The sequence below is a fragment of the Nocardia amikacinitolerans NBRC 108937 genome (genome assembly GCF_001612615.1).
Classification (GTDB): Bacteria; Actinomycetota; Actinomycetes; order Mycobacteriales; family Mycobacteriaceae; genus Nocardia; species Nocardia amikacinitolerans.
The window spans coordinates 16,141-28,636 of record NZ_BDAU01000060.1 but is presented as its reverse complement, the minus strand read 5'-3'; the positions used below and the strand labels follow the sequence as shown (position 1 = coordinate 28,636).

Below are 12,496 nucleotides of genomic sequence, written 5' to 3'. Positions count from 1 at the left end.
AATTCCCCAGCCCGCTCGCCGACCGGGTCGCCGCGAACGACAGCGAGGCATCGTGACAGCCGAATTCCCCAACCCGCTCGCCGCACGTGTCGCGGTGTGGGCGGCGACCAAGCCCGATGCTGAGGCGTTCGTCGAATTGCGTTATCGCGGAACGGTATGCGAGCCACGTGCGCTGACCTACGCGCGACTGCACCGCGCCGCGGGCGCACTCGCGCGGCGTCTCCGCGAGGCGACCGAGCCGGGTGACCGCGTGGCGATCCTGTGCGCGCACGGCTTGGACTACGTAGTGGCCTTCCTCGCCTGCCTCTACGCCGATCGCATCGCGGTGCCGCTCTTTCCGGTCTCCGGCACGCGCAACACCGCGCGGCTCGAGGGTGCGCTCGCAGACTCCCGTCCCGCGCTGAGCCTGCTCTCCCCCGGCGACACGGTGACCGAGGCGAGCGTCGGCACGTCGCTCGGCCGCGTCCACTACCTACCCGACGAGCTGGAGACCGCGGATCCGGTGCTCGATCCCGTCGGTGCGGGACCCGCGTATCTCCAGTACACCTCCGGCTCGACCAAGGCGCCCGCGGGCGTCGAGGTGACGCACGCGAATCTCGGTGCGGCACTGGAACAACTCTGGACCGCAGTGCCCGCCGCGCGGCACAAACCGATCGTCACCTGGCTGCCGTTCTTCCACGACATGGGCTTGGTGCTGGCGCTGGCACTGCCGCTGTACTCCGGCGTGCTCGGCGTGACCATGGCCCCGACGGAATTCGTCAAACGCCCGATCCGCTGGTTGCGCGCCTGCGCCGACTACCGGGCGGGCACCACGGGCGGCCCGAATTTCGGCCTCGCCCTGGCTGTTTCGGGCACCACGGCGCAGGAACGTGAGCAACTCGATCTCTCCGCCCTCGACGCGCTGCTCAACGGCGCCGAACCGATCCGCTCCGAGGTGCTGGAGACGTTCTCGAAGACGTTCGCGGCCAACGGTTTCCGGCACTCTGCACACACTCCCGGCTACGGCCTCGCGGAGGCGACGCTCTCGGTGACCATCGGTGCTCAGGCCGCCGAACCCGTGACGCACCGCTTCGATCGAGCGGGACTCGCCGAAGGCAGGGCGCTCGTCGACGAGACCGACACGGCGGGAGTCCCGCTCGTCGGCTGCGGCTTTCCCGTCGGACAGCGGGTCGCGATAGTCGATCCAGTCGCCCGAACCGAGCTGCCGGCGGCGACGGTGGGTGAGATCTGGGTCGCGGGCCCGAACGTCTGCGGAGGCTACTTCGGCAATCCCACCGCGACCGAGGAGACGTTCGGCGCCACGCTGGCGGGACGGCCCGAACACTGGCTGCGCACCGGCGATCTCGGCTTCACGTTCGACGGCCAGCTGTACATCGCGGGCAGGCTCAAGGACCTCATCGTGGTGGACGGCCGCAACCACTACCCGTCGGACATCGAATCGACGGTGGCCGACCACGCACCGGAAGTGCGCCCCGGCCACGTGACCGCCTTCGGCCACGACGACGGGCGGCGCGAGGATCTCGTGGTTGTCGCGGAGCTCGCCGCGGCGGCCGCCGAAGCCGACGCGCTCGCGGAGATCGCGCGGCGCATCAGGGCCGCGGTCGCCACGGCGCACGAGGTGATGCCGGGTTCGGTCGTGCTCGTGAAGCCGGGCGGAATCCCCAAGACCTCCAGCGGAAAACTGCGGCGCGGCGAATGCCGCAGACTCTTCGGCGCGGGCCGGCTTCCGCACCTGGTGACGATCGGCAACCGGCCCGCGCCGTGAAGGTCAGTCCTCGGTGCGGCCGAGGAGACGATCGGTCTCGCGACGCTCCCGCTTGGTGGGGCGACCGGAGCCGCGGTCTCGGCGCGGCATGGTCGCGAGGATCTCGCGGGAGGGAGGCGGCGGGCTGCGGTCGATCAGACACTGCGCGGCGACGGGGGCACCGACGCGCTTGGTGATGACCCGCTCGACGATCACGATGCGTTCCACACCGCCCGCGCGGATGCGAATCTCATCGCCCGGCCGCACGGGCTGGGCGGGTTTCGCGGTGCTGCCGTTGACGCGGACGTGCCCGCCTCGGCAGGCTTCCGCGGCGGCGGACCGGGTTTTGAACAGGCGCACCGCCCAGGTCCAGGAATCGACCCTGGCCTGCGTCAAGGCAGTTTGCTCTCCCTGCGGCACTTGTCCAGCCTACGGCGTGCTTCCGACGCGACTCCAGCCGTGCGGTTGCTCATCGAAGCCGCGCTCGGCTATTCGAAGCCGCGCTGGGCCCGTCGAGGCTGAGCCAGCCCCTTGAAGCCGCGCTGGGCTAATCGAAGCTGCGCCAGGGCTCGAAGGTCCCGCGCTCGGGTTGTCGAAGCCGCGCTCGTGTGTTCGGACTCAGTCGACGATGCGACGCGCGGTGACCACCATGTCCGGACGCAGCGGGGTGTAGGACACCGGCTGACCCGACTGAACCGCGTTGAGCAGCTTGCCGTCACCCGCGTACAGGCCGACGTGGCCGCCGCCGTTGGTCACGACGATGTCACCGGGCTGCAGGTCCTGGAAGGCGACGGGAGCGCCGACGTGGGACTGCTCGAAGCTGGTGCGGGGCAGCTCGATACCGGCCTGCCGGTAGGCCCACTTCACCAGGCCGGAGCAGTCGAAGCTGGACGGGCCCGCGGCGCCCCAGGAGTACATGGCGCCGACCTTGGTCTTGGCGGCGTCGAGAGCGATGTCACCCGGAGAGCTCTGCACCTCGAACGGGTTGGGCATCTGGAAATTCGGGAACTGCGGCGCGGCGAGCGGCGCCTGCTGCGGGGCACCGGCCTGCGGCGCGGCGAGCGCCTGCTGAAGCTGCTGGTTGAGCTGCTGGACCGGCTGTTCGAACTCTTGGGGTACCGGAACATCGAAACCACCGATGCCGGGGATGTTGATCGTGGCGGCCATCGCGGGCACCGCGGGCATCGCGCCGGTAGCGGCCACCGCGCCCATGACGAGAGCACCCTTCACGGAATTCGGCAGTCGCGATTCCCGCTGCAAGCTGTGTTTACCCACCGAGCTGAGTCTCCGATCTTCCTGCTCTTCCGCCGACCGGGTTAGCTGACGGGTTCGGGCCGGGAAGATCGGCCCTACCACTCCGGCCTTGCGGCCTTTGCGGATTCACCCCAGACGAACCTGTGGGTCCCCGGCACGGCAGGCGGATCCTGGTGGGCCGTCTGCCGTTTAGGCGGTGACTTCATGGCGCCACTCCACTTACGAAGCGACTCCCTCCACGAAGTCACGAAGAGATTACGATGTCGGCGCGGTGTTGTCCAGCGCACAGCAAGGCCTTTTCCAGTCCTTGTGAGAATTCACTGGACGACCGGGCGAAATGATGCCGAGGTGCTCAGGTCACGGCCAGGTCTCGGCGCGCGAGACAGTGTTACGAAGCGAGACGGGCGAGTTCAGGACCGCCCGTCGCGCTCGGCGAGCGCACGCTCCAGCTCCTCGATGCGCCGCCGCGCCTCGGCGAGGCCGACCTCGAGTTTGCCGAGCGCCATGACCAGCGGGCCGACCGCGAGATCGGCGACCAGCTGCGGATCGTCGTAGCCCTGCTCGATGGCGACGAGGATGTTGGACCGGATCAGCCCGGCCTGGGTCGCTCCGGCGGGCACGGTCCAGGACTCGACCACCTCGGCGGTGGTGTGGGGAGCTGGCTCCTCGGACATGACTCCTCCGTTTCCCACGCGGGCCGTTCACCGAACCGCCCCAAGCGTAAAGACTTCCACGCGGAAGACAAGGACGAAATACCCCTCTCTACGACATCGTCTAGAGATAGGAAGATTCTTCTGTCCGAACGCGCTACGGTGTGTCGGCATGGACCCCGTGCGCAATCCGTATGCACCCGGCGCGGGCCAGCGCCCGCCCGAACTCGCCGGGCGCGACAAGCAACTGAAGGCCTTCGACATCGTGCTCGAGCGCGTCGCGCGGGGCAGGCCGGAACGCAGCGTGATGCTCACCGGTCTGCGCGGCGTCGGAAAGACGGTGCTGCTCAATCAACTTCGCTCGGCCGCCATCTCGCGCGGCTGGGGCACCGGCAAGATCGAGGCGCGACCCGATCAGGAGCTGCGCAGACCGCTCTCTTCGGCGCTGCACATGGCCACCCGTGCCATCGCAATGGCGCACCGCAATCCGGAGCGGGTCGACGACTTCCTCGGCATCCTCAAGGCCTTCGCGTTGCGGGCCACCGCTGACAAGGGCATGCGGGAGCGTTGGCAGCCCGGCATCGACGTGCCCGCGGTCTCGGGCCGCGCCGACTCCGGCGACATCGAGATCGACCTGGTGGAGCTGCTCAGAGAGGCGGCGGGGCTGGCAGGCGACATCGGCGTCGGCATGGCGATCTTCATCGACGAGATGCAGGACCTCGGCGCCGCCGACATCTCCGCGATCTGCGGCGCCTGCCACGAATTGAGCCAGGACGGCGCGCCTTTGATCGTCGTCGGCGCGGGTCTTCCGCATTTGCCCGCGGTGCTGTCCGCGTCGAAGAGCTACTCGGAGCGCCTTTTCAGCTACCACCGAATCGATCGACTGGACCGCGAGTCGGCCGACCAGGCGCTGATCGCGCCCGCCGAGCGCGAGGAGGTGAAGTTCACCGAGGAGGCGTTGGACGCGCTGTACGAAAGGGCCGACGGCTACCCGTATTTCGTGCAGGCGTATGGCAAGGCGGCCTGGGATCAGGCGCCGGAGAGCCCGATCACCGCCGAGGATGTCGAGGTGGCATCGCCCGCGGCCGAGGAGGAGTTGGCGGTCGGCTTCTTCGGCTCCCGCTATGAGCGGGCAACCCCGGCGGAGCGGGAGTACATGCGCGCCATGGCCGATCTGTCCGGCGACGACGGTCCTGTCGCGACCGCCGCGGTGGCGAGCGAACTCGGGCGCAAACCGGCCTCGCTCTCGCCTGCGCGGGACGGCCTGATCAAAAAGGGGCTGATCTACTCGGCCGAGCGCGGCACGATCGGTTTCACGGTCCCGCATTTCGGCCGCTACCTGCGCAGCGTGTGATCACTAGGGGGCGCGCGGCCCGCGATACGACCTTGCTCTCTATCAAGATCATTAGAAATCGGTAGAAATCGATCGGGCCAATCCCTACCGGTGAGTAACCGACTTTCCTACACTCGAATGTGATTCTGATCACGTCCGAGGAGGACACCATGGCGACTCCCGCGAAAGTCGACGCCACCGAAGAACAGGCTCGCGCACTTGTCGAGGAATCCCGCGAAACCAGCTGGGCCAAACCGTCGTTCGCCAAGGAGATGTTTCTCGGACGGTTCCGGCTCGATCTGATTCACCCGTACCCACGGCCGGGCGCGGAGGAGGCCGCGCGCACCGAGGCCTACCTGGCGCGGCTGCGGCCGCTCTGCGAGAGCATCGACGGCTCGGTGATCGAGGCCGAGGGCCGCATCCCGGACGAATACGTTAAGGGTCTCGCCGAGCTGGGCTGCTTCGGCCTGAAGATCCCGGAGTCCTACGGCGGCCAGGGCCTGACGCAGTACGGCTACAACCGCGCGCTGATGCTCGTCGGTTCGGCGCATCCGAGCCTCGGCGTGCTGCTCTCGGCGCACCAGTCCATCGGCGTGCCTGAACCGCTGAAATTGGCGGGCACCCCCGAGCAGAAGGCCGAGTTCCTGCCCCGCTGCGCGGCGGGCGCGGTCAGCGCGTTCCTGCTCACCGAACCCGACGTCGGTTCCGACCCGGCCCGCATGGCGAGCACCGCGACGCCGACCGCCGACGGCGAGGCCTACGAGCTGAACGGCGTGAAGCTCTGGACCACCAACGGCGTCGTCGCCGAGCTGCTCGTGGTGATGGCGCGGGTGCCCAAGAGCGAAGGGCACCGCGGCGGCATCTCGGCGTTCGTCGTCGAGGCCGACACCCCGGGCATCACGGTCGAGCGGCGCAACGCGTTCATGGGTCTACGCGGCATCGAGAACGGCGTCACCCGGATGCACAACGTGCGCGTACCGAAGCGCAACCTGATCGGTAGGGAGGGCGACGGCCTCAAGATCGCGCTGACGACGCTGAACGCAGGGCGGCTCGCCATTCCGGCGATGTGCACCGCGGCCGCGAAATGGTCGCTGAAGATCGCAAGGGAGTGGAGCGCACAGCGCGTGCAGTGGGGCAGGCCGGTCGGCGAGCACGCCGCCGTCGGCGAGAAGATCTCGTTCATCGCGGCGACCACCTACGCGCTGGAGGCGGCGCTCGACCTCTCGGCGACCATGTGCGACGAGGACCGCAACGACATCCGTATCGAGGCCGCGCTCGCCAAGCTGTGGGCCAGCGAGATGAGCTGCCGGATCGCCGACGAGCTGGTGCAGATCCGCGGCGGACGCGGCTACGAGACCGCCGCGTCGCTCGCCGCGCGCGGCGAGCGGGCGGTCGGCGCCGAACAGCTGCTGCGCGACCTGCGCATCAACCGGATCTTCGAGGGCTCCAGCGAGATCATGCGGCTGCTGATCGCCCGCGAGATGGCCGACGCGCACATGGCCGCCGCCGGCGCGCTCGTCGACCGCAAGGCCGAGTTCAAGGACAAGGCCAAGGCCGCCGTCGGCGCCACCGGCTTCTACGCCAAGTGGTTCCCGCAGCTCGCGGTCGGTGCGGGCACCGTCACCGGTACCTATGCCGAATTCGGCACGCTGGGACGGCATCTCCGGTTCGTCGAACGCAGCTCGCGCAAGCAGGCGCGCTCGCTGATGTACGGCATGGCGCGCTGGCAGGCCGGCCTCGAGTACCGGCAGAACTTCCTCGGGCGCATCGTCGACATCGGCGCCGAGCTGTTCGCCATGTCGGCGGCCTGCGTGCGGGCCGAAGCCCAGCGCGCCACCGGTGAGCCCGAGGGCCACGCGGCCGTCGAGCTCGCCGACACGTTCTGCCGCCAATCCCGCATCCGGGTGCGCGAGCTCTTCGACGGGCTCTGGGAGAACACCGACGACGAGGACCGCACCCTCACCAGGGGCGTGCTGGACGGGCGGTACACGTGGTTGGAGGACGGCGTCATCGACCCGAGTGAGGGCACGGGACCGTGGATCGCCGAGTGGCAGATCGGTCCGTCCACCGAGACCAATCTGCTGCGGCCGTTCCTGCCGTCGACGAAGGCGCAGGTGAGTCCGTAGCGAGTCGGGGCGTGCGCCCGGTGGGCCGTCCCACCGGGCGTCGCGCGGTGCACGATTGCCTCGTCGCCCCCGCCTCATGCGGGTGCACGACCGCTGTGTCGCACCGGCGTCATCCGAATCTGCCCATGTATGGCAGATCCGCTAGATGCCATTAGATTCCGATACCGCGTGCGGTAGAGAAATCTACCCAGCTCTAGGAGGTTCGATAGACAATCCGATACCAAGGTCGCGAGCGACCTATCGATCAAGATCTAGTCCTCTCTAACAATTCGACTAGGTTTCCGTAGATTCTCCGGCGAAGCGGCCGCGAATCAGGCGGACATCCGCCTGCTCACCCGACGGACGCGGCCTTCGTCCGGCCGCACCGCCCGGCGTGATCGACCGGCGGCGTCGGTTGGACAACGTGTCCATAACGCCCGGTATGGGTGGTTAACGGCGCGGAAATGGATATCGACATCCTGGCAAGACGCTCCGACCAGGTGCCCCGCCGCAGGAGAATCTCATGTCGACCATCGCCCGCCGCGCCGCCGATTACGACGGCCACCGTGTGACGGTGTCGGCCGATGACGGTGTTCCGATCTCGGTCCGCACCTTCGGCGCCGACGACGCGCCGCTCACCGTCGTGTTCGTGCACGGGCACTGCCTGCGCACCGAATCCTGGACCTTCCTGCGCGAAGAGCTGACGCGTCAGTGGGGCGACAGCGTCCGGATGGTCTTCTACGACCACCGCGGCCACGGCGAGTCCGGCGTCGCCGACCCGTCCACCTACACCATCGACCAACTCGGCCACGATCTCGACGCGGTGCTGCGCACGATCGCCCCGACCGGCCCGGTGGTGCTTGTCGGGCACTCGATGGGCGCGATGGTGATTCTCGCCTTCGCCCGGCTGTTCCCCGAGGCCATCGGCACGAAGGTGCTCGGCGTCGGACTGATCGCGGGCATCGCCAACGGGCTCAACGAGGTGGGCATCGGCAGGCTCCTGCACCGGTATGCCGTCACCTCGCTCCAGGCGGCGGTGGTGCGCGCGCCGCGGGTCATGCAGGCGTCGAAGCAGTTCTCCCGCCGCATCTTCGAGCCGATCATGCGCGAGGCGAGCTTCGGCACCAGAAAGATCAACCCGAGGATGATCGCCGTCGCGACGGCCATGCTCAACGAGACGCCGCTGCTGACCATGTCCAGCTTCCTCGGCTCGCTGATCACCTTCGACGAGACCGCCTCGCTGCACCGGCTCGGCGACATTCCGGCGCTGGTGCTGGCCGGCTCGGCCGACATCGTCGTGCCGTTCGCGCACTCGGTGCTGCTCGCCTCCCAGCTCAGCAGCGCCGAACTGGTGCGGATCGAGGGCGCCGGCCACAGCGTCATCCTGGAGCGCGCCGAGGAGGTCGCCTTGTCGATCGTCGCGCTGGTCAACCGCGCCTCGGGAACGATGACCACGCCCGGCCCCGAGTACGCCGCGGCCAGCTGACCCCCGCTCGAATGTCGCCCCTGCGGTTGCGAACCGTCCGGGAAGCACGCACGCTGGAACCATCCCCCGATGATGCGGGCTATCTATCCGCAAATCTGAGAACTCCCTAATCACACGAGCTTGTTCGGGATTCTTTCTGTACTGTGTTGTAGATCACGTTGTGTGGTGGGTCACACGACTCGGTGGTGTGCGGCCCTGGGGAGATCTCCGGAACCGCTGGTGCCGACCGGGCTCGCACGGCCACCGAGGAACACAGGAGGTAACGATGACACGCAGCGACATCGCGGAACTGCGCTACGCGGTCAACCAGCTCCGGCAATCCATCGGCGCACTGCGCTCCCACTATGGCGACGCGAATACGGTGCGGCGGCTGGAGAACGACCTCGAACGGCTCGTCATCGACGCCGACGAGTTCGAGCAGTCACCTCCCCCCGAGGTGACCCGCCGACCGCAGGAGACCATCTACGTCCCGGACAGCAAGTCCGACGAGGCGGCCTGGATGGGCGCGCAGGACGAAGGCCTAGGTTTCCACTCCCGGCCGCGCACGAAGTAGCAAACCTACAGCGGTGCTCGTCCGCGAGTGCGGACGAGCACCGCCGCTGTTTCGACCCAGGAGCCGACGTGGCCCGTCGCGGCACGGGCTGCCCCACTCGACGACGACCGGGCTGCGCGACATCCGCACTTCACGGAGACTTCGCAGCGCACGGCACGTCCATCACTGGCATCCGCGGACACCGATTCGAGCCACGTGTCGATGCGGACTGCGGCCGAGAGCAATGACCTTCAGCGTTCGGTCGACCCGCCACGCGTGCTTCCATGTGCCGTGCTCGCTATGACGCGCGGATCAGATCGCGGCGACGGAAATCCGGGGCCGGCGAATACTTCGCACCAAGCCCGCGCGAATCTCGTTCTCCCCGAACGATGTTCGAATCGTTTAGCGCACCGCCGAAATGGACACGCGCGCGAGGCCGCTGTGTGGCGCAAATCATAGGCGGCCACACCGGTCGGGATTGCCGGGACCGCGCTCGAGCCATAGCTGGCGTGTCGTATGGTGCTCAGCATCACATTGGATCGCGGTCGGTATCGATCACCGTCCGCAGAGCAGATCAGCGAGGCATCCACCTGTGAGTGCCGCACCGACCGCCACCCCCGAGCAGGGGACCGGCGTTTTCAGCAAGACCAGGGCCCGCATCGCCGAGCGCACGCTACGCACCGACCGCTGGTGGGTGCCTCCGCTTCTCACCGTGCTCGGGCTGTCCGCCTTCATCATCTACGCGACGGTCAGATCGTTTGTGCGAACGGCGTATTGGGTGCCGGACTACCACTACCTGACACCGTTCTACTCGCCGTGCCTGAGCGTCTCGTGCGTCCCGGGCTCCAGCCACTTCGGCGAGCTCTTCCCAGAGTTGCCGATGTGGATACCGCTGGGCTTCGTTGTCCTGCCGTTCCTGCTCGGCTTCCGCTTGACCTGCTACTACTACCGCAAGGCCTACTACAGGTCGGTGTGGTTCTCCCCGCCCGCCTGCGGCGTCGCCGAACCGCACGCCAAGTACACCGGCGAGACCCGGCTGCCGCTGATCATCCAGAACGCGCACCGCTACTTCTTCTATGTGGCGCTGGTGGTTTCGCTGATCAACACCTACGACGCGGTGATCGCCTTCCACGGCAAGGACGGCGGGTTCGGCTTCGGCCTCGGCAACATCGTTCTACTCGGCAACGTGATCCTGCTGTGGGCCTACACGCTGTCGTGCCACTCGTGCAGGCATATCGCGGGCGGCAGGTTGAAGCACTTCTCGGCCCACCCGGTGCGGTACTGGTTCTGGACCCAGGTGTCCAAGCTGAACACCCGACACATGGCGCTGGCGTGGACCACGCTCGGCACCCTCGTGCTGACCGACTTCTACGTGATGTTGGTGGCCAGCAACACCATTTCGGACCTGCGGTTCATCAACTGACCGCTCGACTCAGGAGTACTCGCGGCAATGCCAGAAGTGGAACGGCACAAGTACGACGTCGTCGTTATCGGTGCCGGTGGCGCCGGACTGCGCGCGGTGATCGAGGCCCGCGAACACGGGCTCTCCGTCGCGGTGGTGTGCAAGTCCCTGTTCGGTAAGGCGCACACCGTCATGGCCGAGGGCGGCTGCGCCGCCTCGATGGGCAACGCCAACGAAAAGGACAGTTGGCAAACCCATTTCAAGGACACCATGCGCGGAGGAAAATTCCTCAACAACTGGCGCATGGCGGAACTACACGCCCAGGAGGCACCGGACCGGGTCTGGGAGCTGGAGAGCTACGGCGCGCTGTTCGACCGGACCGCCGACGGCCGGATCAGCCAGCGCAACTTCGGCGGCCACACCTACCCCCGGCTCGCGCACGTCGGCGACCGCACCGGACTCGAGATCATCCGCACGATGCAGCAGAAGATCGTCGCGCTGCAGCAGGAGGATCACGCGGAGACCGGCGACTACGAGTCGCGGATCAAGGTGTTCGCCGAGTGCACCATCACCGAGTTGCTCAAGGACGGCGACCGGATCTCCGGCGCGTTCGGCTACTGGCGCGAATCGGGCAAGTTCGTGCTCTTCGAATCGCCCGCGGTGGTGCTGGCGACCGGCGGCATCGGCAAGTCGTACAAGGTCACCTCGAACTCCTGGGAGTACACCGGCGACGGTCACGCGCTCGCGCTGCGGGCCGGGGCGACGCTGATCAACATGGAGTTCCTGCAGTTCCACCCGACCGGCATGGTCTGGCCGCCCAGCGTGAAGGGCATTCTGGTCACCGAGGGCGTGCGCGGCGACGGCGGCGTGCTGAAGAACACCGAAGACAAGCGGTTCATGTTCGACTACATCCCGTCGGTGTTCAAGGGCCAGTACGCCGAGACCGAGGCCGAGGCCGATCAGTGGCTGAAGGACAACGACTCCGCCCGCCGCACACCGGACCTGCTCCCCCGCGACGAGGTGGCGCGCGCGATCAACTCCGAGGTCAAGGAGGGCCGCGGCACCCCGCACGGCGGCGTCTACCTCGACATCGCCTCGCGCCTGCCCGCCGAGGAGATCCGGCGCAGGCTGCCATCGATGTACCACCAGTTCAAGGAACTGGCCGACGTCGACATCACCAAGGAGCCGATGGAGGTCGGGCCGACCTGTCACTACGTGATGGGCGGCATCGAGGTCGATCCCGACACGGGTGCGGCGACGGTGCCGGGGCTGTTCGCCGCGGGTGAGTGCTCCGGCGGCATGCACGGTTCGAACCGGCTCGGCGGCAACTCGCTGTCGGACCTGCTGGTCTTCGGCCGCCGGGCCGGACTCGGCGCGGCGATGTACGTGGAACAGCTGACCGAGCACCCCGTCGTGGCCGACGCCGACATCGCGGCGGCGGCGAAAGCCGCTGTGGCGCCGTTCGATCCGCCCGCCGAGGGCGCGGGGGAGAACCCCTACACCCTGCACACCGATCTGCAGCAGGCGATGAACGATCTGGTCGGCATCATCCGCAAGGAGCACGAGCTGGAGCAGGCCATCGAACGGCTCGGCGCGCTGCGGGAACGCTTCGCGCACGTCACCGTGGAGGGGCACCGGCAGTTCAATCCCGGCTGGCATCTCGCGCTCGATCTGCGCAACATGCTGCTGGTCAGCGAGTGCGTGGCGCAGGCGGCGTTGCTGCGCACCGAGAGCCGCGGCGGGCACACCCGCGACGACTTCCCGTCGATGGACCCGGCCTGGCGCAACAAGTTGCTGGTCTGCGCGATCGACCCGGCCGACGCGGCGGCCGCCGTGCCGAGGGTGCGGGTGACGCCGGAGGACCAGGAGCCGATGCGCGACGACCTGCTCGCGCTGTTCGACCTCGCCGAACTCGAAAAGTATTACAACTCCGCCGATCTCGCCCGGCACCCGGACGGTTCGGTCTTGGCCACGGAAGGTGAGGCGTAGC

At 68.0% G+C, this 12,496-nt stretch carries 10 protein-coding genes and 1 riboswitch; of the genes, 7 read left to right on the top strand and 3 right to left on the bottom strand.

Annotated features, from left to right (window positions below; all coding sequences use genetic code 11):
- On the top strand, window positions 1-1,765 hold a 1,765-nt coding region (locus NAM01S_RS31795; RefSeq protein ID WP_307188711.1), incomplete at its 5' end, for a fatty acyl-AMP ligase.
- Window positions 1,766-1,768: 3 nt separating this feature from the next.
- On the opposite strand, the gene NAM01S_RS31790 is transcribed toward NAM01S_RS31795, so the two are convergent.
- The 3 genes from NAM01S_RS31790 to NAM01S_RS31780 all read right to left on the bottom strand — a co-directional run bounded on the left by NAM01S_RS31790 (window position 1,769) and on the right by NAM01S_RS31780 (window position 3,672).
- Window positions 1,769-2,164, bottom strand: coding sequence for an RNA-binding S4 domain-containing protein (locus tag NAM01S_RS31790; protein ID WP_067792568.1), 396 nt, complete (start codon window positions 2,162-2,164; stop codon window positions 1,769-1,771).
- A 198-nt stretch (window positions 2,165-2,362) separates the two neighbouring features.
- On the bottom strand, window positions 2,363-3,019 hold the full coding sequence (locus tag NAM01S_RS31785; protein WP_245910260.1) for a C40 family peptidase: 657 nt from the start codon (window positions 3,017-3,019) through the stop codon (window positions 2,363-2,365).
- 15 nt (window positions 3,020-3,034) lie between these two features.
- Window positions 3,035-3,204: riboswitch (cyclic di-AMP (ydaO/yuaA leader) on the bottom strand.
- Between the two features lie 204 nt (window positions 3,205-3,408).
- Window positions 3,409-3,672, bottom strand: a complete 264-nt coding sequence (locus tag NAM01S_RS31780; RefSeq protein ID WP_067792565.1) for a hypothetical protein — start codon at window positions 3,670-3,672, stop codon at window positions 3,409-3,411.
- A gap of 148 nt (window positions 3,673-3,820) precedes the next feature.
- On the opposite strand from NAM01S_RS31780, the gene NAM01S_RS31775 reads away from it, so the two are divergent.
- From NAM01S_RS31775 to NAM01S_RS31750, 6 genes are all read left to right on the top strand, one after another.
- Window positions 3,821-5,002, top strand: coding sequence for a DUF8462 domain-containing protein (locus tag NAM01S_RS31775; protein WP_067792562.1), 1,182 nt, complete (start codon window positions 3,821-3,823; stop codon window positions 5,000-5,002).
- 149 nt (window positions 5,003-5,151) lie between these two features.
- Complete coding sequence (locus NAM01S_RS31770) at window positions 5,152-7,107, top strand: acyl-CoA dehydrogenase family protein (RefSeq protein ID WP_067792593.1); 1,956 nt, start codon at window positions 5,152-5,154, stop codon at window positions 7,105-7,107.
- 502 nt (window positions 7,108-7,609) lie between these two features.
- Window positions 7,610-8,572 (top strand): alpha/beta fold hydrolase, encoded by a 963-nt coding sequence (locus tag NAM01S_RS31765; RefSeq protein WP_067792558.1) that lies wholly within the window; start codon window positions 7,610-7,612, stop codon window positions 8,570-8,572.
- Between the two features lie 265 nt (window positions 8,573-8,837).
- The gene (locus NAM01S_RS31760; RefSeq protein ID WP_067792555.1) at window positions 8,838-9,125 is read left to right on the top strand and encodes an Rv0250c family protein; all 288 of its coding nucleotides are present in this window, start codon (window positions 8,838-8,840) and stop codon (window positions 9,123-9,125) included.
- A 571-nt stretch (window positions 9,126-9,696) separates the two neighbouring features.
- Complete coding sequence (gene sdhC, locus NAM01S_RS31755; protein ID WP_067792552.1) at window positions 9,697-10,527, top strand: succinate dehydrogenase subunit SdhC; 831 nt, start codon at window positions 9,697-9,699, stop codon at window positions 10,525-10,527.
- Window positions 10,528-10,554: 27 nt separating this feature from the next.
- Window positions 10,555-12,495 carry a fumarate reductase/succinate dehydrogenase flavoprotein subunit gene (locus tag NAM01S_RS31750; protein WP_067792549.1) on the top strand — a complete coding sequence of 647 codons (1,941 nt, stop codon included), beginning with the start codon at window positions 10,555-10,557 and terminating at the stop codon, window positions 12,493-12,495.
- Window position 12,496 lies beyond the last annotated feature (1 nt).